General features: G+C 35.3%; 21 protein-coding genes. 4 read left to right on the forward strand and 17 right to left on the reverse strand.

Annotated features, from left to right (window positions below; all coding sequences use genetic code 11):
- Positions 1-22: 22 nt before the first annotated feature.
- Positions 23-1162, forward strand: a complete 1140-nt coding sequence (locus YWA_RS15410) for a hypothetical protein (protein ID WP_022828651.1) — start codon at positions 23-25, stop codon at positions 1160-1162.
- Positions 1163-1282: 120 nt separating this feature from the next.
- Here the strand turns inward: YWA_RS15410 and YWA_RS0111465 are convergent, their stop codons facing one another.
- The 4 genes from YWA_RS0111465 to YWA_RS0111480 all read right to left on the reverse strand — a co-directional run bounded on the left by YWA_RS0111465 (position 1283) and on the right by YWA_RS0111480 (position 4441).
- Positions 1283-1606, reverse strand: a complete 324-nt coding sequence (locus YWA_RS0111465) for a hypothetical protein (RefSeq protein WP_022828652.1) — start codon at positions 1604-1606, stop codon at positions 1283-1285.
- 157 nt (positions 1607-1763) lie between these two features.
- A complete protein-coding gene (locus tag YWA_RS15035; RefSeq protein WP_022828653.1) occupies positions 1764-2051 on the reverse strand; it encodes a helix-turn-helix domain-containing protein in 288 nt (95 codons plus the stop codon).
- Between the two features lie 366 nt (positions 2052-2417).
- A complete protein-coding gene (locus YWA_RS0111475; protein ID WP_022828654.1) occupies positions 2418-3680 on the reverse strand; it encodes a tyrosine-type recombinase/integrase in 1263 nt (420 codons plus the stop codon).
- Positions 3681-3982: 302 nt separating this feature from the next.
- Positions 3983-4441, reverse strand: a complete 459-nt coding sequence (locus YWA_RS0111480; protein ID WP_022828655.1) for an RNA methyltransferase — start codon at positions 4439-4441, stop codon at positions 3983-3985.
- A 320-nt stretch (positions 4442-4761) separates the two neighbouring features.
- Here YWA_RS0111480 and YWA_RS0111485 point away from each other — a divergent pair, with 320 nt between their 5' ends.
- Positions 4762-4986, forward strand: a complete 225-nt coding sequence (locus YWA_RS0111485) for a hypothetical protein (protein WP_022828656.1) — start codon at positions 4762-4764, stop codon at positions 4984-4986.
- Positions 4987-5086: 100 nt separating this feature from the next.
- Here the strand turns inward: YWA_RS0111485 and YWA_RS0111490 are convergent, their stop codons facing one another.
- The 11 genes from YWA_RS0111490 to YWA_RS0111540 form a co-directional block, all read right to left on the reverse strand.
- Positions 5087-5539: a ferritin-like domain-containing protein gene (locus YWA_RS0111490; RefSeq protein WP_022828657.1), complete on the reverse strand. Its 453-nt coding sequence runs from the start codon at positions 5537-5539 to the stop codon at positions 5087-5089.
- A 378-nt stretch (positions 5540-5917) separates the two neighbouring features.
- A complete protein-coding gene (locus YWA_RS0111495; protein WP_051126944.1) occupies positions 5918-7510 on the reverse strand; it encodes an amidohydrolase in 1593 nt (530 codons plus the stop codon).
- A gap of 232 nt (positions 7511-7742) precedes the next feature.
- On the reverse strand, positions 7743-8159 hold the full coding sequence (locus YWA_RS0111500) for a DUF2141 domain-containing protein (RefSeq protein ID WP_022828659.1): 417 nt from the start codon (positions 8157-8159) through the stop codon (positions 7743-7745).
- 12 nt (positions 8160-8171) lie between these two features.
- Positions 8172-9179 carry an NAD-dependent epimerase/dehydratase family protein gene (locus YWA_RS0111505; RefSeq protein WP_022828660.1) on the reverse strand — a complete coding sequence of 336 codons (1008 nt, stop codon included), beginning with the start codon at positions 9177-9179 and terminating at the stop codon, positions 8172-8174.
- Between the two features lie 128 nt (positions 9180-9307).
- A complete protein-coding gene (locus YWA_RS15040; RefSeq protein WP_022828661.1) occupies positions 9308-9739 on the reverse strand; it encodes an META domain-containing protein in 432 nt (143 codons plus the stop codon).
- Positions 9740-10039: 300 nt separating this feature from the next.
- Positions 10040-11581: an acyl-CoA carboxylase subunit beta gene (locus tag YWA_RS0111515; protein WP_022828662.1), complete on the reverse strand. Its 1542-nt coding sequence runs from the start codon at positions 11579-11581 to the stop codon at positions 10040-10042.
- Positions 11582-11695: 114 nt separating this feature from the next.
- Positions 11696-13135, reverse strand: coding sequence for an acetyl-CoA carboxylase biotin carboxylase subunit (accC, locus tag YWA_RS0111520; RefSeq protein ID WP_026718770.1), 1440 nt, complete (start codon positions 13133-13135; stop codon positions 11696-11698).
- Between the two features lie 88 nt (positions 13136-13223).
- Positions 13224-13709, reverse strand: a complete 486-nt coding sequence (locus tag YWA_RS0111525; RefSeq protein ID WP_022828664.1) for an acetyl-CoA carboxylase biotin carboxyl carrier protein subunit — start codon at positions 13707-13709, stop codon at positions 13224-13226.
- Between the two features lie 251 nt (positions 13710-13960).
- Positions 13961-14602 carry a YciE/YciF ferroxidase family protein gene (locus tag YWA_RS15045; RefSeq protein WP_022828665.1) on the reverse strand — a complete coding sequence of 214 codons (642 nt, stop codon included), beginning with the start codon at positions 14600-14602 and terminating at the stop codon, positions 13961-13963.
- Positions 14603-14702: 100 nt separating this feature from the next.
- Entirely contained in the window at positions 14703-14918 is a 216-nt protein-coding gene (locus YWA_RS0111535; RefSeq protein ID WP_022828666.1) for a heavy-metal-associated domain-containing protein, read from the reverse strand.
- A 63-nt stretch (positions 14919-14981) separates the two neighbouring features.
- Positions 14982-17399: a heavy metal translocating P-type ATPase gene (locus tag YWA_RS0111540; RefSeq protein ID WP_022828667.1), complete on the reverse strand. Its 2418-nt coding sequence runs from the start codon at positions 17397-17399 to the stop codon at positions 14982-14984.
- A gap of 329 nt (positions 17400-17728) precedes the next feature.
- Between YWA_RS0111540 and YWA_RS0111545 the strand changes: the two genes are divergently transcribed.
- A complete protein-coding gene (locus YWA_RS0111545) occupies positions 17729-19027 on the forward strand; it encodes a DEAD/DEAH box helicase (RefSeq protein ID WP_022828668.1) in 1299 nt (432 codons plus the stop codon).
- 60 nt (positions 19028-19087) lie between these two features.
- Here the strand turns inward: YWA_RS0111545 and YWA_RS0111550 are convergent, their stop codons facing one another.
- A complete protein-coding gene (locus YWA_RS0111550; protein ID WP_157505341.1) occupies positions 19088-21571 on the reverse strand; it encodes a DUF7619 domain-containing protein in 2484 nt (827 codons plus the stop codon).
- A 296-nt stretch (positions 21572-21867) separates the two neighbouring features.
- Here YWA_RS0111550 and YWA_RS0111555 point away from each other — a divergent pair, with 296 nt between their 5' ends.
- Complete coding sequence (locus tag YWA_RS0111555) at positions 21868-22308, forward strand: hypothetical protein (protein WP_022828670.1); 441 nt, start codon at positions 21868-21870, stop codon at positions 22306-22308.
- Positions 22309-22521: 213 nt separating this feature from the next.
- Here YWA_RS0111555 and YWA_RS0111560 read toward each other — a convergent pair whose 3' ends face one another.
- Positions 22522-23031, reverse strand: coding sequence for a GreA/GreB family elongation factor (locus tag YWA_RS0111560; RefSeq protein WP_022828671.1), 510 nt, complete (start codon positions 23029-23031; stop codon positions 22522-22524).
- Between the last annotated feature and the right edge of the window lie 48 nt (positions 23032-23079).

Raw genomic sequence — 23079 nt, forward strand, 5'->3', positions numbered from 1 at the left:
TAATAAATAGTAGTTTAGTCTAATGAAAATCCATCTTTTGCGTTCGCCCGAATTCAGCCAAGAAACCTACAGTAATGTTTTGCAATTATTACAACAATACCGCGGACCTTTACAATTCGTTTCGAGCGGGAATGAAGATGGATTTTCTGAAGATTTTATTGAGGAGAAATTATGGCTTAATAAGGACTCTTTTGAACATAAAAAGTCAGTTTCTTTTTCTCATATTAACATGGTTAAAGAGTCTAAAATTTCATTTCCATTTAAAGAGAAAACAAAAACATGGAAACAACTTTTTACCGAATGCGACAATTATCGAAGGTTAAAAAATATTCCAGATGGAGAAATAGTCGTTCTTCTCACCGACATCGCTAATGATAAAAATTGGTTTGGCTCCGTTTCACCATCTATGAAAAACTATTTTATTCAAACTTCTAATTGGGAGCACTTCTTTGGAAACGGAATAGATATACGATTTCCTATTGCCTATGAAGTTATTATTTGGGTAATGCGCTATTTTATGTTTGCAGATAATGATGCAATTTTAAAGAACATTCATAACACCCCAATTGGTTGTATTATGGATTTTTGCAAAGATAAATCTCAAATTATTTTAAAAATGCGCACAGCAGATGTGTGTCCTACGTGCATGACTCATTTTGTAGCACGAGATGTTTCAATTTTACTTTCGCAACAATTTTTTGATATTTTAGATGGAATAAGAAAGAGTATGACCTTTCGAGGTCGGTCCGTACTTTTGCATAAACCTAGTATATTAGAAATAAAAGGCCGTACTAAAAAAATATTCTTTGCCGATTTAGGAGGTCTTGAATTAAGATTAAATCCGAAAGAAAAAGCATTATTTCTATTGTTTCTAAAATATCCTGAAGGTTTGATTTTAAATGAATTACAAGACTTCCGAAATGAGTTGACAGCATCTTATTCTACGTTCTGCAATCATACCGAAAACGACGCTATTAACCAATCAATTTCAAATTTAATAAATCCATTTGAGCAAGATAGAGATATCGTACTATCACGAATAAACAAGAAAATTAAAGATACTGTTGGAGAGCTATTAATGGATTTTTATACTATTAAAGGCGAAAGAGGTGAACGCAAAAAAATTAAATTAGATCGCGAACTAGTGACATATTTGCCATGACATATAAGAACAACTATTTATTTCTGTAATGGTTCGACAGTGTTATAGTAACTTTTTTTTGTTCATCCGTTCCTATTTATTTTAGTGCTGACGATTTTTTATTTTTTAGAAGTCACGTGATTAACGTCGATTAGAAAGGTAAACGACTTGTTGCGTATCCAAATCGTAAAAGGGTTTTGCACCATTTAAATGTTGCGAAAGATTCAATATTGGATAATAGCGAGTAAGTAGCAGATCTTTAACCTCCTGTAAATCTTTTTTTGTAGCAGGTTTGTTTTCTTCTCTTATAAATAAATTTGTAGCCAAATTGGCCGCTAAAACTCCAGCGGCCGCATTCCCTACTCCCGCCAAACTCATCGTGTCAATTTTCGTTGGTTTGGTTATAGTCGATTCGTTTGTAGTAATGGATGGCAAAGCTACAGTTGCAGCATTCTTTCTTTTCATGAAAGCATTTGTCCTACAACTGTTGCTACAGTACTTTTGAAAATTTCTTCTTTTGGGTGTATATTCTTTGCCACAATAGTGACAGAAATAGAAATAGGTGTCCATTATGCGTCAGTTTTACGTTTGTTTTACGATTAAAGTTAATTTATAGTCGATTTTATCTCTTATATCGAGCTGATTTCACCTCATTCATGGACTTCTCTAAACTCTCATTGGTAATTAGAATTCTATTACCAATCTTAAATGCTTGCAAGATTCCTTTGTCAATATAATTTCTAACAGTTAAAGTACTTACCTTTAATTCTAAGGCTGTTTCCTTGATCGTGTAATGTTTTTTTCTGGTTTTCGCCAATTCCTTTTTAGAGTAATATTCTTGAATAGCGATGTCAACAGAAGATTTAATAATATCTTCCAACATTTCTGGAGTTGTAATAACTAGTTTCATAATTTTAAAATTTAATTATGCAAACTACCTATGTGCACGTAGGCGGTTTTGCTTGATTGATAATAATTTATTTAATCAGTAAATGCGATGACAAGAACGGAATGTTAGTGTCTGCATAACTTTTACAAATATTATATAATCAATATTTCCATCTACAACCTTGTGCGACTTTGTGCGACCTTTTACGACCTTGTGCGACCTTGTGCGACCTTGTGTGACCTTTGCGTGGAATTAACCTAAATAAACTGTTACAGATTACTGTTAAGTGTTTCAAAAAAGGAAGATATTTGGATTAACTTAAACGCCTATAAATATTTTGTTAATTTAAAAAGCAAGTTGTTGACCGCAAACAATTAAAAATTTTAATTACGCTCCAATTATTTTTTTCAATGGAATCTCAATGTCAAAAACCTCATCCATTGCTTCCTTTTTTTCAGGTTCACTCACTTGATAATACTGATTCAATGTTTTCATATCGCTATGACCCGTAATTGAAGCAATAAGTTTGTCACTTTTCCCTTGACGCTTCATCATTGTTATAAACGTCCGTCTTGCAGTGTGTGTACTTATTCGATTATAGAAAAATAGTTCTTCTTTTATGTTTTCTTTCCCCTTGGTAGTGACTTTTTGAACTTTATGGTTATATTCTAATTCTTGAAACACTTCTTTTATATACTCATTATGCTTTTGATTTTTAATCAGCGGAAGTTCATAATCGTATTTTTTGAGGATAAATCTAGCAATACTGGTCAACGGAATTTCTCGAGCTTCCTTAGTTTCGTCCTTATCTTCTTTGAGTATTATATAATCATTAATTACGTTAGATTTTGAAATTAGAGATAGCTCTCCAAAACGCATTCCAGTAACACATGCAAAAACAAAGACGTCGCGGACTTTTTCTAACCTTTCACTTTTAAATTCATGCTTCATCAACTTTCCTAAATCTTCAATTGTGAGTGCGATTTGATTTGTTATTACTCGTTCAACTTTCTTAAATTCAATGAAAGCATCGTTGTACGTAAATTTATTTTTTTTAGCCCAAAACATAAAACTCTTAAATAGGCCAAGATTTCTCGAATACGTATTATTGATGTGTTCCAAATCATCCATACAATAGGTTGTGAATTCTCTGTGAAATGCAGGATTAATATTACTAAAAGTTAGCTTGTAATTTCTTGTAGCTTCAAATTTTTTAAGAATATTTTTAATGTTTGTATATCGTTTTACGGTAGCTTCTGACCACTCTTTACCTTGTTTCTTTTCAGCCATAAATTGATCATAAGCATCGAAGAAAATATTTTTCCCTTTAACGGTCTTTTTAAAATGTTCATCGAAACTCTTTTTTAGAATTTGAGAAGTAAATGGCTCGTTGATCCTTTTATATAAACCTTCCGTTTCTAAAAATAAATCGGAATAACGATTTAATTGTTTTTTTATGCTTTCTGAAAATTTTGATTTATTTTTACTAGCAGTAAATACAAATCGGTTTTCGAAGTCCCAGTTTTTAGGAATGATTTTTTCTCCTGTAGAATAAACGAATTTTTTGTTCTCTTCCTTAAAATAACAGGAAAACAATATTAGTGATTCTGATTCAGATTTGGGCTCTTTCACATTAAATGTATATTTCATCCAGTTGACAATTTAGTTGACAGTTTTGCTTTATTTACCTATAAAAACGCAATAACATCAAATGTAACGAATCCAGCCAAAACAAGTGCTAACAGTTGATTATTAGTTATTAACATACTAAATCAGTATACTTCAAGACATACTCCCCGACTCCACTAAAACTTTATTTAAGTTCAAAAGCCTGTAAATTATAATTTACAGGCTTTTTTAGATTTAGAACTCACGACTTTAAATTTATAATTACTTTGAATAAAATTTAGCAACCTCGAGTTTAAATTTAAAGTTATATTAGTTTGCATTTTTTAAGATCGCGCCTTAGCAATTCCCCGATCATACATTACAATACTTCCGGCAACCGATACATTTAAACTTTTTATGGATTTGAACTTTACTAAAAAGTGACACTTCTCAATCGCCTGGTTCGTTAGTCCATTGTCTTCAGCACCTAACAAATAAACACAACGTCTGGGATGCTCAAAAGTTTCCAAATCTTCTGCCCTTTCGTCTAATTCTACGCCAACAAGTCGAGCACCTTTTGGTAAATTTTTAAAGAAATCATCAAAATTTTCGTAGTGAAAATAAGGCATGGATTTTACCGCATTGTGCGTGTCACAAGCTTGTTTTGCGTAACGGTTTCCAATAGTAAAAATATAACTTGCACCAAGGTTCTGGGCAGAACGCCATAACACGCCCAGATTTTCTGGTGTCTTTCCGTTCAGTATGCCAATGCCAAAAAATTCTGTAGTAAAATTATCATTCATAGCACAAAAGTACGAAGTGTAACTAGCATTCAAAAGTTTAATTTTAAGTAAACAACATAAGAAACTGTACTCAACCGCTCACTTCATAAAATAACTATTTTAATGTCCTATGTACCCAAATCTATTTGAATCCGAATATCTTCAAAATTATAAGAATTTAATGATTTTAAGGAGATCCGTTTGAAGGGTTTGATCTGTTTAATAAGTATGGATCCTAGAATGCTAACGCTACAAGTAATATAGAAAAATGAACAACTTTACAGTTAAATTTGATGTCTACAAATCGGAAGTTGTCGTATATTGCAGCTTAAACTCCACTTATGAAAGTCAATTTATTATCCTGTGACGCACAAAGACCTGATAAAAGATCTATTGCAAAATGTATTGCTTCGGTTGCAGTAGATCTAAGTGATTCACTTTGCATGGAAATTACCGAAATCCTATTAGACGGCGATCCTGTAGAAATTGAATTAGACGATAAAAACGCAGCTTCGTCTTTACGAGATTTGCGAAAATTAAACATTGAATACGAAATTGTTGAATGATTTTTAAAATTCTACAGTTGGTTAAACACTACTAACAAATAAAAAAATCCTGAAAATTTTAACATCTTCAGGATTTTCAGTTATTGACAGAGTAAAATCATTACTCCATTGCTTCATCACGAAGTGCTTTTACTTTATCATGGTCCGCACGAATGGCAGCTTGTTGCGCTAAAATTAACCCGATGTGATCAGGAGCTAATGCTTCCTTATCATCAAGAGCAGTTTCATAGGCCTCTAATGCTTTATCTTCGCCAAATTCACACGAATCTAAAATTGTACCTCTGTTATTTCCGGTAAGTGTTGCTTTGAAGTCCATCCAAAATCGGAAAAATTTGCCTGTAGCACGAGTTCCTTCTTCAACTTCACCACCCAAATGGCGAACTGCACCACTTAATGCAACAATGTTTTTTTCACTCGTTTCCTGAAAGCCTTCTAATAAAATTTTTAGATCTGTTTCTTCTGCCTCAATGTAAGCCGTTTTGTATCCTTCTACACGGTCGTTATTGATAATGATAAGTTCGTTAAGTATCGAAATGCTTTTGTGATTGTCCATTTTAAATTTTTTATTAATTCTATAAAATCAAAGTTAGAAATTTATACTTGAAAACATTTACACCATTTCAAATCAATTTTATACAGTTTAAAAGTACCCCATAAAATAATGAATTCAAAAATAGAGATTTTCCATCTTCTATTTAGCAAATATACACGCGCTCACTGTCTTTCTATCTTTCTATCTTTTAATCTTTTAATCTTTCAATCTTTTCCCATCTTCAATATTGAAATCTCCAATAGCAATATTCGCTCCGTGTTGCGCTAAAATAATCGCATTAGCATTTCCAATTCCGTTTGCACCACTAGTTATAATTGCAGTTTTTCCTTTTAAACTAAATAGTTCTTATGCATTCATAGTGCTTGTATTTTGTACTTATTATTTTCTATAAATGCTTTTTCCTTCTTTGATGGTTTCCACCACTTTAATGCTTCGAATATCCATCGGATCCACTTTCAAAGGATTTTTATCTAAAACCACGAAGTCTGCTAATTTTCCCACCGTCAAAGTTCCTTTTAAATGCTCGTCGAAAAGTTCATAAGCCGCAAAGGAAGTAATCGCTTGCAGAGCTAAATAAGGTGTTGTTCGTTCCTTTTCACCAATTACAATTCCCGAACGAGAAAACCGGTTTACTGCAGTCCAAATCGTAAAAATTGGATCAATAGGTGTAACTGTAGCATCCGAATGATTGGTTGGTTTTAAACCTAATTTTCGCGCTGAAACCATTGGACTCAAAAAGTCAGCACGGGCTTTTCCTAAATTTAAAACGTGTTCATCACCCCAAAAATAAGCGTGATTTGTAAAAAAGGAAGGTTGCATGTTGTATTTCACAAATGATTTCAATTGATCCGGACGAGCAAATTGAGCGTGAATAACAATCGTTCTTCGGTCTTTATCTAAAGGTTGTTCTAATTTTTCGCAAGCCAACTTATGTGCTTTTAAAATCATGTCAACCGTTGCATCGCCATTGCAATGAATGAACAACTGATTGTCATTGGCATAAGCCGTTTCAAACAACTTATTAATCGCTTCTTGACTCAAACTAGGCAAACCTCTACAATCGTGTTGACAACCCGGAACCGAAGTTAAAAAGGGTTTCGTGAAAAAAGCCGTTTTCCCCTGAGGTGAACCATCGGCAACGATCTTGGTTCCTTGTACTTTAAATCCGTTTTTATATTTTTTAAATACAAGCGAAGTATCCGCTAAATTAGAGTCTAATTCCGAGTAACCAGCAAGTGCTATTAAATCAATTTCAAGCGTTCCTGCATCCGCTTGTGATTGAAAAAAAGCAATCGTCTTCCGGTCCGTCATTCCATCTTGAGCCGTGGTAATTCCGTTTGACGCATAGTAATTTTGTGTCGTTTCAAAAAATTCAGCTTGTTTTGATGCTAAAATTTCCAACATATTTCTAACGAAAGGATACATTGCCGTTTCCTGCACTAAACCAGATGGTTCTTGAGAATTTGGTAAACGTTCGATATTTCCTCCTTCAGGATTTACAGTTGTTGCATCAAATTTCAATTTTTGCAAACCTAACGAATTTGCAACACCCATGTGTCCACTCGTATGTTGCAAATAAACCGGATTATTAGGCAGGACTTTATCGATATCTGCTTTTGTAGGGTGTCTTTTTTCTTCTAATTGTCCGTCGTCGTAACCCCAACCGAAAATCCATTCGCCGTCCGGAATTTCATTTTTCTCTTTATACTCTTTTAAACTAGCAAGAATATCAGCTATGTTTTTAATTTTTCCTACCGGTTCCGGATTCAGATCGACTTGTCCCATCGTATTAGAAACCATTCCAAAATGACTGTGAGGATCAATGAAACCGGGCAATAGGGTCGCTCCTTTCAAATCCATTGGACGTGCATTTTTATATTTCGTTTCGGCTTCCGCTTTAGTTCCTACGAATACAATTTTTCCGTTCTGCTCCACAACAGCTTCTACATATTGGACGGAATCGTTTTCCATAGTAATAATTTCACCATTAAAAAACAATTGTGAGGATTCCTCTGAGGGCTCAATCCCCTTTTTACAACTGAACAAGGAAAAAAACAGGATGAAGTAGAAGCTGAATTTCATAAGGTATATTATTTTTTAAAGTAAAATTTTGATTTTAGAAGGAGTGTAGAATGCTAAAATTTCGCAACCCTGAAGCTGCGAAATTTCTAAATTTGCAAAACATAAATTTAATCAATTATAGTTAATTAATCAACGTAATGTTTAATGTTTTGTTTTCTGATAAATCAAATTTGCAATCCTTGTATTTTGGCGCCGACATTTTCGGTTTGATATTATTTGAAAATGCATAAGGTTCTTTGGGAATTCCAATAAAATTTTTGTTGCATTCGTTATCTGAATTTTGATCGTGGTACATGGTAACAGCATATTCGCCTTTTGGCAAATCCGTAATCGTCAGAATTGCTGTGTTATTTTCTACTTTAACAGAATAATTTTTAAGGGCGTATCCTTCCTTTAAAAAATGAGTGTCGGTGTTGAAAATTCCTACTTTAATTTCACCCTTTATTTTTTCAATATTAGAAATTTTTATCGTCAATTTCGGATTATTCGAAGGAGTTAAACCAGCAAGCATTCCAAATAATAAAAGTATCGTTTTCATAATTATAATTTTTTAATTAAAGTAGTGTTGCATCTGCTGCTGATCCTTCTTCTTAAAAGCCGTATAAGGCTCCGATTTTTGCAACAGAAACCACTTGATTGGTTTGTTAAATAGTGTAGTTGCAAATTTTCTGCCAAAAGACACTTTATCCGCCTCCATTTTAAAATAATCTTCTAAACTGTGTTGTTGAAAATGCACAATATGTTCTAAATCTGCTCCATCTTGGTAGTAGCCACAGTGAAAATTTTTATCTGCAAAACTATGATCCGGAAAGTCAAATTGGCCCAAGCCAAAAATTTGAAATGAACGTTTTAGAAAACCTTCGTAACTTATTCGACACGTTTCTCCGCCTCCTAAATTAAAAATCTTTTTTGAAAGTGCAGCTTGTTTTTCAATACCATTAACAAAAGCCCTCGCTGTATCTCGCGGAGTAGCAATTTCTAATGCTGTATTTAATGGCTGATGAAACATCAACTTTGAAATTTTATGATTGCCCATAATCGCGGCCAACCTGAAAATCGTGTAATCTAAAGTACTGTTTTGAATGGAGGCTTCCGCCAAAATTTTAGTTTCTGCATAATAATCACCTTCGCTTGGTTTTAAAGCATCACCCACATTTATCCATGGATTTTCTATTCGGTCGCCATAAACAGATATACTCGAACTGTACATGAAAAATGCGTTTGGAGAATGTAGTTCCAATTGTTTAATTAAATTTTGGGTGCCAATTAAATTTACTTTTTTAGCCAATTCAGGAAAATCATCCGCAACAGGTGGAATTAACGCCGCCAGATGAATTACGAAATCCATGTCTTTTATGGCATTTAAATCACTTTCAACAGAAATATCTCCAAATAAGACATTGACTTGACCTTTAAACGGAAGTAATTTCTTTCGAGAAAGAGCACTTTCCTTATCAAATACAGTTAAGTCGTAAATGCCTTTAGCAAGTAATTGTTTCAAGGCTTCAAAGCCAACAGTTCCTGAAGCACCGGTAAGTAATACGTTTTTATTTTTCATAAGTAGCATTTCATTATTTGCTTTCCAAAACAAATGCCGAATACTAAATTAATTCATGTTTCGTCAGAATTAACTATAATATTCGGCATTTTAAAATTAAACCTCAATACGATAAGGTTCTAATTGCATTATTCTTTTACATCAACAGCTTCAAAAACAGCTAAAGGAGCTCTTCTTCCTACGTTGATTGATAATTCGTTACCAGTAATGGTGTAATTGTCTGCCAATTCAAACACTTCTAAAAAGTCTCTTTCATTGAACGTTGCATCTGGACAAGCCATCATTGTAGATCCCATTTGCGAAAATTTGATACGGTTTCCTTCTTCTAAAGTATACGTTCCCATCATGTTGTTGCAACCTGAAAAACCATTCACACGACTTTCTTCTTTATTCAACATAAAAAACACGTCTTTCTCTAATTTTAGATTGGTCATGTCTTTTCCTTCAAGCGTTTTCAATTTCCAAGTTCTTCCTTCAATTCCGTCAACTGCTGTTTTTGTTGAATTACAACTTACGAACAAAACAGTTACAAGTGCGATTAATGCTAATTTGATTTTCATGGTTTTTTAATTTTTAAAATTTGTAAAAATGGGGTTTGTATTTGGACTTGTCGTAAATCAACAACAGTGCCAAAAATGTTAAATGCAAATGTAGGCAAGGTTTAACGCGGTTTTTGTTAACATATGTTAAATGAAGTTATAACATCTTGTTTGAAATTTACACGACTCCAATACTAAAAAAAGAAGCTGCAAAACAACATTTTTCAACTTGTTGATTTGCAGCTTTTATGAATACTATAGAATTTCAGCTCTATGAATCTATAATCTATTTTCTTTGTTCTTTACTCTATTCTCTCTTTCCTACAACGGAATATTCCCGTGCTTTCTCTTCGGTTGGTCACTTACTTTATTTTCCAACATGCTAAACGCTTTAATCAATTTACGTCTTGTATCTTGTGGCAAAATCACCTCATCAATAAACCCACGTTGAGCCGCTCCATAAGGAGTTGCAAATTGTTCGGCATATTCCGCTTCTTTTTCTAGAAGTTTCTCGGCAGGATTTTCAGCAGCAGCGATTTCTTTTTTGAAGATAATTTCACTCGCTCCTTTGGCACCCATAACGGCGATTTCTGCAGAAGGCCAAGCGAAATTCATATCCGCTCCAATGTGTTTTGAATTCATCACATCATAAGCGCCACCGTATGCTTTTCGAGTAATTACTGTAATTCTTGGCACCGTAGCTTCGCTTAAAGCATAAAGCAATTTCGCACCGTGAACTATAATACCGTTCCATTCTTGGTCGGTTCCAGGTAAGAACCCAGGAACGTCCACAAGCACTAAAAGTGGAATATTAAAACAGTCGCAGAACCTAGTAAAACGTGCCGCTTTAATCGAACTGTTTACATCTAAAACTCCTGCTAGAAAGTTAGGTTGATTGGCAACAATACCAATACTCCTTCCTCCTAAACGAGCAAATCCTACGATGATATTTTCTGCGTAATTTTTATGTACTTCGTAAAATGAATCTGCATCAATAATTCCTTTAATAACCGAATGCATGTCATACGGTTTATTGGCATTTTCAGGAATGATATGCGCTAATTCTTCCCGAATTTCAGTACCCAATTCAATTTGTACTTTTGGAGTAGTTTCGGTATTATTCTGTGGCAAATAGCTCAACAATCGCTTGATGTCTTCCAAACATTCCACATCATTTGCAGAAGTAATATGTGCCACTCCCGACTTGGTGGAATGCGTACTTGCACCACCTAATTCTTCTGAAGTCACAGTTTCGTTAGTAACTGTTTTCACCACGTTTGGCCCTGTAACAAACATGTAACTGCTATTTTCTACCATCATGGTGAAATCCGTCATGGCAGGCGAATAAACCGCTCCACCAGCACACGGTCCCATAATTGCAGAAATCTGCGGAATCACGCCCGAAGAACGTACATTTCTATAAAAAATATCTGCATAACCTCCTAAAGAACGCACACCTTCTTGGATTCGAGCACCACCAGAGTCATTTAAACCAATCATTGGTGTTCCCGTTTTCACGGCTAAATCCATCACTTTGCAAATTTTCTCTGCATGTGTTTCAGACAAAGCGCCACCAAAAACAGTAAAATCTTGGGCAAAAACATACACCATTCTGCCGTTAATGGTTCCGTAACCTGTGATTACACCATCGCCGTAATAGACTTCTTTTTGCATGCCAAACTCCGTCGTACGGTGTGTAACCAGCATTCCGATTTCTTCAAATGAACCTTCGTCCATTAAATATTCCACTCGTTCCCGAGCCGTTAATTTTTTCTTTGAATGCTGTGTTGCAATCCTTTTTTCGCCTCCGCCCAAACGAGCCAAAGCCATTTTATCTTGTAAATTTTGAATTTTATTTTGCATTTATTATTATTTTTTGTTTCAGGTTTCAGTTTTTTTTTAAAAGTTCAATGTAAAAACTGTAAATCAAAACTGTGACTGAAAACTGTGACTGAATACTGCGACTGAATACTGAATTTAATTAGGCAAACGAAGCGTGATTTGGTCTTTTAAATACTGTTGAAGTGCAATCATTGCCGCAACTTCCGCTTCTTGTTCCTGATGAACTTTCAAATGTTCTGCATCGTAATATTTCTTCACAAAATGCGTATCGAAATGTCCTGAACGGAATGCTTCATGCTCCATTACAAATTTCCCAAAAGGCAAAGTCGTACTCACGCCTTCCACATGATAACCATCAATCGCTTGAATCATCAACTGAATTGATTCTTCGCGAGTTTCCCCGTAAGTAATTAATTTTGCCAACATCGGATCGTAATAAATCGGCACATCCATTCCTTGCTCAAATCCGTTATCCACACGAATTCCGTCGCCTTTAGGCAAAGTATAAACGTCTAAATGCCCCACACTTGGCAAGAAATCATTCAACGGGTCTTCGGCATACACACGCAATTCCATCGCATGGCCTTTCATTTTTAAATCGGCTTGTTTCATTGAAAGTGCTTCGCCTCGAGCCACACGAATTTGCAATTCTACTAAATCCACTCCCGAAATTAATTCGGTAACCGGATGTTCCACTTGCAAACGCGTATTCATTTCCAAGAAATAGAAATTCAAGTTTTCATCCAATAAAAACTCCACCGTTCCTGCACCTAAATAATCACAAGCTTGTGCCACTTTCACCGCTGCTTCACCCATTTGCTTACGCAAGTCGGGAGTTAATACAGACGAAGGTGCTTCTTCCACTACTTTCTGATGACGGCGTTGAATGCTGCATTCTCTTTCAAACAAATACAACGTATTCCCGTGAGAATCTGCCATGATTTGAATTTCAATATGTCGCGGAGAAGCCACATATTTCTCAATAAAAACCGAGCCATCTCCAAAAGCTGAAGTCGCCTCACTGATGGCACGTGTCATTTGAGATTCTAAATCTTCGGCTTTTTCAACCACACGCATTCCTTTTCCTCCACCACCGGCAGAAGCTTTAATTAAGATGGGGAAACCAATTTCAATCGCAATTTTCGTTGCTTTATCGGTATCGGTTATCGCTTCATCAATTCCAGGAACCATTGGAATATCATACGCTTTCACTGCTTCTTTTGCGGCAAGTTTGCTTCCCATCATGTGAATCGCTTTCGACTCTGGACCGATGAAAATCATTCCATTAGCACGAACTTCATCTGCAAATGCGGCATTTTCACTTAAAAATCCATAACCGGGGTGAATCGCATCTACGTTTAAAGATTTAGCCACTTCCACAATTTTGCTTCCCAATAAATACGATTGATTGGAGGGACTTTCGCCAATCCAAACCGCTTCATCGGCAAACTTTACGTGAGGTGCATTTCTGTCCACCGTCGAATAAACGGCAACTGTTTTGATACCCATTTTCTGGGCAGTTTTCATTACCCGAATGGCTATTTCGCCACGATTGGCAACTAATATTTTTGTTATTTTCATATTATTTGTTTCAGGTTTTCTTTGTTTAAAGTTTCAGGTTCTCCATAAAACTTGAAGCCTTAAGCTTTAAACCATTTTTAATCTATTCAAACTCAATCAACAATTGTCCTTTCTCAACAGCATCTCCTTTTTTCGCAGAAATAGATTTGATTATTCCCGCTCTTGGCGAAAGGAAACTATTTTCCATCTTCATTGCTTCAAGAATCAGTAAACAATCGTTTTCTTGCACTTCTTCACCTACGGAAACGCTCATTTCAAGAATTAAGCCCGGCATTGGCGCTTTAATTTCGTTGATTTGTTTTGAACCGCCCACTAAAAATCCCATCTCTTTAATCTGCAAGTCAAGAGAATTAGCGATGGAAACGGTATAAGAATTTCCATTTACTTTTACAGTATAGGTCTTATTAATAAAATCAGCTTCAACGATTTCGGCAGTGTAGGCTTGGTTATTTTTAAGAATATGAAATTTCGAAGGCGAAACTTCTACAGCATCAAGGTTTGAATTTTCAGATGCTTTTCGGTCGTAAATTTGAGTATTATTTACGGTAAGTTGGTAACTATTATCCATATATAAAATTTGATAACGGTAAAAATAAGGAAAAAGATGTCGTTAGAAAAAAGATTTGATAATATAGAAGGAATTTAAGTTGAAATGTCCCTATTTATTTTATACAGATTACACTAATTTTCACAAATAAAATTCGAAAAACAGGAGTTCAACAAAATTAAAGTAGTAAAAGTAAATCATTTATAGAATTAGAAATCCCTATTCCAATACATCAGAATAGGGATTAATAAAATACCTAAATAAAAAAGTACTTATTTTTTTGTCTTTTTATTGTCCATCATTTCATCCGCATCTACTGCGTTGAAATTGATGTCGTGGTATGCAGCTTCCGTCAAACTTCTATCCGCATCTTTTTCTTCGTTCAAAGAAGTCCAAAGTAATTCGGCTGCTTCATTTTCGCCCAAAGTTTTAGCCCAAGCAGTCAAAGTTCCGTAAGTAGCAATTTCATAGTGCTCGATTTTTTGAGAAGCAGCAATAATTCCTGCATCTCTAACCGGACCCGCTTCTGTTTCTTCCATGATGCTTTTTCCTTCCTCAATTAATCCGTCCATAGCGTCGCATTTTTTAGCAACTGCTTTTTCACCAATTATTTTGAAGACTTTTTCTAAACGACTAATCTGACCTTCCGTTTCTACTAAGTGTGAAGTCAAACCTGCAGTTAATTTAGCGGAAGTCGCATTTTTGGCCATTTTCGGAATTGCTTTAGTCAACGCTTTTTCAGCCCAATAAATATCTTTCAAACCGTCAACAAACAATTCTCTCAATTTCTCAGCCGCCGTTGATTTAGCTTCAACCATGTGCTTTCTTTCAATCTCTTTCTTTAAAGCAGTCGTTGGTTTTACAGCAGGTTTCGTTGTAGCTGCGTCTTTTTTTGTGGTTGTTGAATCTTTCATAGCATTTAATTTTTTTGATTTACTCAAAATTAAAGCACGATAAGAAAAAAACCTTTATACAATTTAATTGCTGTTTTATAAAATTCGAAATAGGACAGTATTACAAACTTATTTTTTCAATTTTAAATCCGGCTTCTTCCACTTTTTTTACAATCACCTCTTCATTTGTTCCATCAAAATCTACAGTAAGAATTTTGTCTTTACTCGTAGTGTCCACTTCCCATTTTTTGATTTCAGATACGCTGTTTAAAAAAGGCGTTACCGTATCCTTACATCCACTGCATTTCATATTCGTTTTAAACTGTAATGTTTTCATATTTTATATTTTTTGAAAATTATTTATAATTATTTTTATTAAAATTGATATTGATTTTTGAAATTATTTTTTCCACTTTAATCGCAAACTATTACTGACGACACTCACGCTGCTTAGCGCCATCGCAGCTCCTGCTAACATTGGATTTAATAAAAATCCGTTAACGGGATACAGTAATCCTGCGGCAATTGGGATTCCAATTAGATTGTACACAAATGCCCAAAATAAATTTTGCCGAATCGTTTGGACAGTTAATTTCGACAAGCGAATGGCTTCCGCTATTTTCTGTAAATCCGAAGATATGAGCGTGATTTTTGCCACATCCATGGCAATTGCACTGCCTTTTCCCATCGCAATACTGACGTCGGCTTGAGCCAATGCTGCACTGTCATTTATACCGTCACCAACCATTGCGACTGTTTTTCCATTCGATTGCAATTGTTTGACAAAATTTGATTTCTGTTCCGGCAAAAATTCTGCTTCAAAGTGCGTGATTCCAACGGATTCCGCAACCGCTTTTGCAGTAGCATTAGTATCACCGGTCAACATGTACACTTCAATCCCTTTTTCTTGTAAAGCAAGTATTGCACTTTTCGAGGAACTTTTAATCGGATCGGAAATGGCCAAAAGGGCAAGTGCTTTTTTACTATTGGCAAACCAAATCACGGTTTGAGCTTGACTGCTCCAAAGTTCGGCTTTTTGTATTAAGCGTTCGTCAAAAGTAATTCCTTTTTGCAAAAGCAACTTTTTAGTTCCCGCATAATACGCTTCCCCCTCAAATTGAGCTTGAACGCCATGACCCGTAATACTTTCAAATTCAGAAAGTGCCACATTTTCATACACCTCTAAATAACGCACTACCGCATCCGCTAAGGGATGTTCCGACTGCCGTTCCATACTGCTTAAAATCTGGCGTAAAATTGCATCTTCTGTAAGCCAAAACGAATGATTTACCGAAGGTTTTCCTTCCGTAATCGTACCCGTTTTATCTAAAATAACGACGTTGATCTTTTGTGCCAATTCCAAACTTTCAGCGTCCTTAATCAGAATTCCGTTTTCGGCTCCTTTTCCAACACCCACCATAATCGCAGTTGGCGTCGCCAATCCCAAAGCACAAGGACAAGCGATGACCAAAACGGTTACAAGCGCCATCAAACCTTGCGTAAACCCATTTTCGCCTCCAAAAATCGTCCACACTAGGAAAGAAAATACCGCAATACCCAAAACCACGGGTACAAAAATACGTGCAATTTTGTCGACCAACTTTTGAACGGGTGCCTTACTTCCTTGAGCTTCTTGCACCATTTTGATAATTTGAGAAAGCAACGTAGCGCTTCCTATTTGTTCTGCTCTAAATTGAAAACTCCCTTTCTGATTGATCGTTCCGGCATACACTTTTTCGTTTTCAGTTTTTAAAATAGCAATTGGTTCACCGGTCAGCATACTTTCATCTACATACGATTGACCCGATGTAACGATTCCATCTACCGCAATTTTCTCACCTGGCTTTACTAGAATTATAGCGTCAATTTCCACCGCATCTATTGAAATTTGTTGGTGACTTCCATCCAAGGCGACCACCGTTACAAATTTAGGTTGCAAACCCATCAACTTTTTAATAGCCGTTGACGTATTCCCTTTTGCTTTTTCTTCGAGAAGTCTTCCCAATAAAATAAAAGCAATAACTACTCCCGCCGCTTCAAAATAAACGTGGGGTTGCAACCCTCGTACCAACCAAAATTGCGGATAAACAGTATTAAAAACACTAAACAAATAAGCGACTCCTGTGCTCAATGCTACTAAAGTATCCATATTTGCACTGCGATGTTTCGCTTGTTTCCACGCATTTTTAAAGAAATCCAAGCCAAGCCCAAATACGATTGGGGTACTCAAAATCCACATGATAATATTGGCGTAGGCCATTTCCATAAAAAACATTCCTATGGTAACTAGTGGAACCGCCAGTCCCAAAGCCCAAAACGTCTTTTTCTTTAGCAAAGCAAATTTTTGCTCATGCAATACTTCTAGAGCATCACCGCTCTCTTTTTCTTCTTCAATCCACAATCCAAAACCACCTTCTTCTACGGCACTTTTCATTGTTTGTGGAGAAGCTAAACCTACAATATATTCAACAGCAACGGTTGCGGAAGCAAAATTTACAACGGCTTTTAAAATACCAACTTCTGCATTCAAAATAGTTTCAACACTTGAAGCACACGAGGCACAACTCATTTCTAAAACCGGAATGATCTTTTTTACAGTCGGTACATGATAACCCAAGTCCTTAATAGTTTGAACAAACTCAGATAGCTTTTCAGGATGAGCCGTTTCAATCACGACGCGTTTGTTATTGACCTCAACCTTTTGACTTTGAATCCCCAGAACGTCTTGCAAACCTTTAGCAACGATAAGGCCACAATGTTCGCTCTCCACGCCTTCAAGTGGAATATTTATGGTGAATAGTTGTGTTTTTTTGTCCATTAGAAGTCCTTATTTAATACCGCAAAGGTCGGCATTCTATTTTCGATAGCATCACAAAATTATCCAAGTGATTTGTGAAATTTTCGCAAGTTGCATTCGGTAAGTGCGTATACATCTTAATTTTTAATTATGAAGAAGCCTGAACTTGTATAATTTCAATTCAAGAGCAGCTCCGATTTTAAACTATTCAGTATTGATGCGATATGAAACTGCGAAAAAGTGGTTAAAGTTAGTTGGAATAGCGCTTTTTTTGAAATAGTAGCGCAATTAAAAGTTGAAATACAAGGCATCACAACAAACTGTGTTTATCTTTGCTAAAAAAAAGGACCATGTCAAGACTTCTATCCGATTTAGGAATTAACAAAAAACTTCAGGACGCACTTAACGATCTAAAAATTACTGTTGCTACTGATATTCAGGAACAAGTTATTCCTATTATTTTAAATCAGAAGGAGGATGTTGTGGCACTTGCCAAAACGGGAACAGGTAAAACTGCTGCTTTTGGATTGCCATTGTTGCAAGTAGTTGATCTTGAAAACCAACAAGTACAATCGCTGATTTTGTCGCCTACACGCGAGTTGGCACAACAAATTTATACGAATTTAAAAAGTTTTGCAACCCATTTACCAGAGGTTTCAATCGTTTTAATTAGCGGAGGAAGTCCGATTAAAACACAAATAGAAGCATTAAAAACAACAACGCATATTATCGTTGCAACACCAGGACGTTTTCTAGACCTACTTGAGAAAAAAGCAATTGATGTTTCCGCACTAAAACACTTGGTTTTAGATGAAGCAGATGAGATGTTTCAAGCGTTAAAAGATGATTTAATGCCCATTCTTGCAGCAGTACCTAAAAACCGTCGTACTTTTTTATTTAGTGCAACGATGCCTGGTGAACTGAAAGAAATCGTGCACAATTATATGTCGAAAAAGACGGTATCGGTTCAATCCAATATGGCAACGATGGGTCACGAAGGTATCGTTCATCAATATCTTGTGGTAGAACCTATTGAAAAACTGGATGTGCTTTTGCACTTTTTGAACGCACAAGAAGGCGGAAGAGGAATTATTTTTTGTAAAACAAAAGCGGCAGTAAACAAATTAGCGAAAAATCTCGCGATGCGAAAAATTGCTTCGGGCGCTTTACACGGAAGTTTAACCCAAGGAATTCGCGACCGAATCATGGAGCAATTTCGCGAAGGATATATTGACATTCTTGTGGCAACCGATTTGGTAGCCCGTGGAATTGACGTCAAAGAATTAGCCTATGTAGTCAACTATCATTTGCCAGATACACACGAAGCATACGTTCACAGAAGTGGAAGAACAGGAAGAGCGGGTTCAAAAGGTCTTTCAATGACGATCATTCAACAAGAAGAAGTGGCTGAAATTGCTGATTTTGAAAAAGCATTAGGAATCAAATTCACACCAGTTTCAAAAGCAAATGCAGCAGATCTCGAGTGGAACAACACCTTAGTTTGGGCAAAAAAAGTGTTTAAAACCAAACCAAATAGAGCACTTCCTGAAGCCGTAAAACAGCAAGTAAAAACTATTTTTCACCATTTGACAAAAGAAGAATTGATTGAAAAAGTACTGGCGAATTACTTAATCGAACATAAATCGTAAGCGCTTTTCATCGCAACTACTATTTCGGCTTTTTTTAAATACTTTGTAATTTCAATATAATTACTGCTTAATTATTTTAGCAGTAGTGGTTTCTTGTTCCGCAAATAATTTAAGAATATAGGATCCCGATTTCAAATCAAATAAATTTATTTGATTGTTGTGAACCGAATTTGATCTCCTAATTTTTCCGGAGATATCGTAGATTTCAACTTTCAAAATCGGGTTAATACTGTCGAAGTTTAAAATTGAAGTAACGGGATTTGGATAAACGACAACCTCTTTTACTCCTGCATTTGTTGGCAAACTTAAATAGTTTTGAACTGTCGTGGTGTAATTGTTAGTTTCAATTGGAAAATTATAGTCAAAATAAATGCCAGCGGAATTACTAAAACCAGCTCCAAGAACTAAGTTTGGTTTTGTTTTTATTTTAAAAACTACATATCCGTCGTTCTGTGCATCGTCAAAAGGCAAATTAACGCCTTCAAATATAAATTCGACACGATTGTCTTTAATTCTCGTCACAAAATCATGACTTGAACCGACAGGAATTAAGCTGGAAATATCAAATTTTGTCGAGTCAATGTCATCTCTTACGACAATGTTTTCGGCAAAGTACGTTCCTGTATTTTCAAAACGAATCATGTAATGGACGTATGTTCCAACCATAGCTGGTGTAATACTCATTCCTTCTAAACAGGTTTTGTCGTTTGGATCATAAGAACCTACTACTATTTGGTTCAAAGTAAATAGATTATCCGTTGGTGTTAAATCCGTGTTTGAAGTTGAAATTACCGCAACGGAACTTAATAAGTCTCCTCCATGAACTGGTGGGATTTCCATCGGACCGTTTACATTCAAAGTGAACGTAATATTGCGAGTTTCGAAAGGCTGTAAATTCGTAAAATTCCAAGTAAAAGAATTCGCCGTTTGATTGTCAAAAACAGGATTAGACATCACATACTCTAACAACTGTTGATCATAAGAAAACGAAACGCTTCCATTCTCTACCTGATTTCCCTTATTTCGATACTGCAAACTGTACATCGCATCGAATCCAGGTCGAGCAGGTGTGATTGGAACAAGTATAACTGCTACGTCCGGTTTTATTCCATTTGCAGTGACGCAGAAATTTTGAGTAAAAGGTGAAACAACAGTTGGAAATGTTACATCAAAACTAGAAGGTGCGATTGTAAAGTAGCTTGGGTTTTCTAAATGTGGTGTAACTGTTGTTGTGCCTTCACTACCGACAGGAATATAATAAGAACCCGTTTGATTTGCGATTGTTGTAAGCGTATTTGTGCCGTCTGTAACGGTGAAATTTAAGTTTTTATATGAGGGGTCTTGACTGTCGCAACCGTCGTTGTTAAAATCTAACACTACATTTCCAGCTATTTCAAAGTAATTTCCTCCTGGAGAAAACGTGCAATAACTATTAATATGGCAATTGGGTAGCACGATAGTATAATTTTCGACGAGCTGCTTGTTTTCGTCATCTACACAGACGTATTGCAAATTTGGATTGTAATCAAAATAGAAATTAAGCCAATTTGTAACACCATTCTTAACGTTCAGATACATCAGGTTATTAATAGAAAAATCGAAAAAGTTTAAGGAAACGCATTGTGAAACATCTAAACTTGTTAACTGATTGGTATTGCACACAAACTTGGTCATATTGGCAAGAGTGGACACATCTAAAGTTTCTAATTGGTTATTATAACACCATAGTTGTTCTAAATTTACGCATTGCGAAACATTCAAACTTGTTAGTTGATTGGTCTCACAACGTAACAACTTCAATAGAGTGTTTTGGGAAAGATCTAAAGTGGTCAATTGATTAATTGAACAAGCAAGAGATTCTAATGCTGAAGCTCCAGACACATTTAAAGAGGTGAGTAAATTAATGCCACAATCTACTTTTTTAAGTGAAATGCTCTGCGATAAGTCAAGACTAGTTAAAGCATTGTCGGTACATTGTAGAATTTCTAAATTTGGCAGTTGCGAAACATTTAAAGTAGTCAGGTTATTGTTATTGCAGTATACTCTTTGCAATAAAGTGCTCTGCGAAATGCTAAACGAAGTAAGTTGATTGAATTCACAATTAAAATCTAACAAACCGGTTAACTGATCAATATTTAAAGTAGTCAGTAGATTGTTTTCACATCTTAAATTAATCAACGCTGTGTTTTGGTTTAAGTTTAAAGACGTTAGATTATTTCCATTCACTCTTAATGATTGTAAATTGGTGAAAAACTCGATACCGCTCAAGTTTGTCAAATTTGAATCTTTCAAGTTTAAACATTTGATTGCTAATGCTTCTGAAACTTGAATTTCACCGTCGCCATTTGTATCGATCGTATTCGAAGTCGGCCCACTCCAATTGTTATAAAAAACACTGTAAACGGGTGCTTCAGTTGAAGCGAAAAAATTTGTCGAATTTGCAGCCAGTAATTTTGACTTAAAAGCGGCATTCGGAATGTTTATAATTTGTGAATATCCCAATGCTGATAACAATAAGGTAATAAAGAGTACTAGTGTTTTCAAATAGTAAGATTTAAAATAGATAATAAATGTCTTTTTATACTGTTTCGATTACTAACGACTTAATTAAGTTGCGAAATCATATAATTTGAGCTAAAGATATGATTAATTGACAAATAGCACTAAAAATTACACTTAATAATTAAAGAGAAGCAACTAGGCGTGATTTGTTTTAGAAAAACAATTACTATAAGGATTGCTATTCTATTGTTATAACATTAGCACTTTTGAATTTTTGGCACAGATATTGGCTATGCTACATCAACCAGATAAATTTAATTTATCATAATTAAAACACCATGAAAACATTAAAATTATTTGTATTTGGACTATTGTTCGTTACAAGCACACAAGCACAAGTTTCCGTAAATCTAAATATCGGAAAACCTCCAGTTTGGGCACCGGTAAATGCTACTCCAGCTAAATTTTATTATTTACCCGAAATTGATTCTTATTACGATGTTCCTGCTGGACAATTTATTTACGTTAAAAATGGAAAGTGGATCAAAGCGAAGCGTCTTCCTTCAAATTACAACGGCTACAATTTACGCAATGGTAGAGTAATTTACATTACAGATTACAGAGGAAATGCTCCTTATGCTTATCATAAAAAGCATAAAATGAAATACAAAGGAAAACGCTATAATAATGGAAAAGTTGTGTATGTTAAACACAAGAACTACAAAAAGAAACATAAAAAACACAATCATCATGATGATGACGATCACGACAATGACTAATATTTATATATATTAAATTCTTTATTTAAGTACTGCTGCAACCCCATAGCTAGCAGAATCATAAATAGGAGATTATTGGGAAAAACACTTTGGAGTCGATTGAAGATATCGTCTACAAGGTGTTTTCTTATTTTGTACACTTGCTGAAGTTCCAATAAATAATCAGTTGTATGATTCGCACTTTATAAAAAGGTATTGGAAACGATTGGATACTTACTCCTGATTGTAGGAAATCGCGAGTACTTTAAAAGTACGGTTTTTTGTGCCCAGTTTCAAAACAGTCTTTTCTCCGATTTTCTTATTAATCAAGAGTTTTGCAATAGGAGCTGTAAAACCGATCTTATGAAGTGAAATATTCGCTTCGTCCACACCAACGATTTGGTAACGTTCTGGCTTCTGCTGATCGTTAATGCATAAAGTGATATGGGCTCCAAAACGAATTTCATCAAGAGGTTGCTTATTTAAATCCACCACTTTTGCACTTGCGATACGTTCTGAAAGCAACTGTAGTTTGGCCTGTAGAAAATTGACCGCAATCCTTCGCTCCTGCTCGTTTGTAAAAGATAAATTATCTTTCTCGATTTGGAGTTGTTCTCGTTCATCTAAAAGTGCTTGGAGTCCAAATGCTGTGACATAATTAGTAATACCATTTGGCAAATCAGCTCGAGGCGGCACCATTGGCGTCGATTCTTGATCTTCTTCTTTTACAAATCCCCTACTCATCTTTTAAAAGTTTAACGGCCACTAAAAATCAGTATACCCATTTTTATA

Origin of the sequence: Flavobacterium antarcticum DSM 19726 (assembly GCF_000419685.1) — a bacterium.
Lineage (GTDB): Bacteria > Bacteroidota > Bacteroidia > Flavobacteriales > Flavobacteriaceae > Flavobacterium > Flavobacterium antarcticum.

What these genes read in the sequence shown, in the direction of transcription:
- YWA_RS15410 (WP_022828651.1), top strand. Translation starts at nt 23, where the DNA reads ATGAAAATCCATCTTTTGCGTTCGCCCGAATTCAGCCAAGAAACCTAC.
- YWA_RS0111465 (WP_022828652.1), bottom strand. Translation starts at nt 1,606, where the DNA reads ATGAAAAGAAAGAATGCTGCAACTGTAGCTTTGCCATCCATTACTACA.
- YWA_RS15035 (WP_022828653.1), bottom strand. Translation starts at nt 2,051, where the DNA reads ATGAAACTAGTTATTACAACTCCAGAAATGTTGGAAGATATTATTAAA.
- YWA_RS0111475 (WP_022828654.1), bottom strand. Translation starts at nt 3,680, where the DNA reads ATGAAATATACATTTAATGTGAAAGAGCCCAAATCTGAATCAGAATCA.
- YWA_RS0111480 (WP_022828655.1), bottom strand. Translation starts at nt 4,441, where the DNA reads ATGAATGATAATTTTACTACAGAATTTTTTGGCATTGGCATACTGAAC.
- YWA_RS0111485 (WP_022828656.1), top strand. Translation starts at nt 4,762, where the DNA reads ATGAAAGTCAATTTATTATCCTGTGACGCACAAAGACCTGATAAAAGA.
- YWA_RS0111490 (WP_022828657.1), bottom strand. Translation starts at nt 5,539, where the DNA reads ATGGACAATCACAAAAGCATTTCGATACTTAACGAACTTATCATTATC.
- YWA_RS0111495 (WP_051126944.1), bottom strand. Translation starts at nt 7,510, where the DNA reads ATGGAAAACGATTCCGTCCAATATGTAGAAGCTGTTGTGGAGCAGAAC.
- YWA_RS0111500 (WP_022828659.1), bottom strand. Translation starts at nt 8,159, where the DNA reads ATGAAAACGATACTTTTATTATTTGGAATGCTTGCTGGTTTAACTCCT.
- YWA_RS0111505 (WP_022828660.1), bottom strand. Translation starts at nt 9,179, where the DNA reads ATGAAAAATAAAAACGTATTACTTACCGGTGCTTCAGGAACTGTTGGC.
- YWA_RS15040 (WP_022828661.1), bottom strand. Translation starts at nt 9,739, where the DNA reads ATGAAAATCAAATTAGCATTAATCGCACTTGTAACTGTTTTGTTCGTA.
- YWA_RS0111515 (WP_022828662.1), bottom strand. Translation starts at nt 11,581, where the DNA reads ATGCAAAATAAAATTCAAAATTTACAAGATAAAATGGCTTTGGCTCGT.
- YWA_RS0111525 (WP_022828664.1), bottom strand. Translation starts at nt 13,709, where the DNA reads ATGGATAATAGTTACCAACTTACCGTAAATAATACTCAAATTTACGAC.
- YWA_RS15045 (WP_022828665.1), bottom strand. Translation starts at nt 14,602, where the DNA reads ATGAAAGATTCAACAACCACAAAAAAAGACGCAGCTACAACGAAACCT.
- YWA_RS0111535 (WP_022828666.1), bottom strand. Translation starts at nt 14,918, where the DNA reads ATGAAAACATTACAGTTTAAAACGAATATGAAATGCAGTGGATGTAAG.
- YWA_RS0111540 (WP_022828667.1), bottom strand. Translation starts at nt 17,399, where the DNA reads ATGGACAAAAAAACACAACTATTCACCATAAATATTCCACTTGAAGGC.
- YWA_RS0111545 (WP_022828668.1), top strand. Translation starts at nt 17,729, where the DNA reads ATGTCAAGACTTCTATCCGATTTAGGAATTAACAAAAAACTTCAGGAC.
- YWA_RS0111555 (WP_022828670.1), top strand. Translation starts at nt 21,868, where the DNA reads ATGAAAACATTAAAATTATTTGTATTTGGACTATTGTTCGTTACAAGC.
- YWA_RS0111560 (WP_022828671.1), bottom strand. Translation starts at nt 23,031, where the DNA reads ATGAGTAGGGGATTTGTAAAAGAAGAAGATCAAGAATCGACGCCAATG.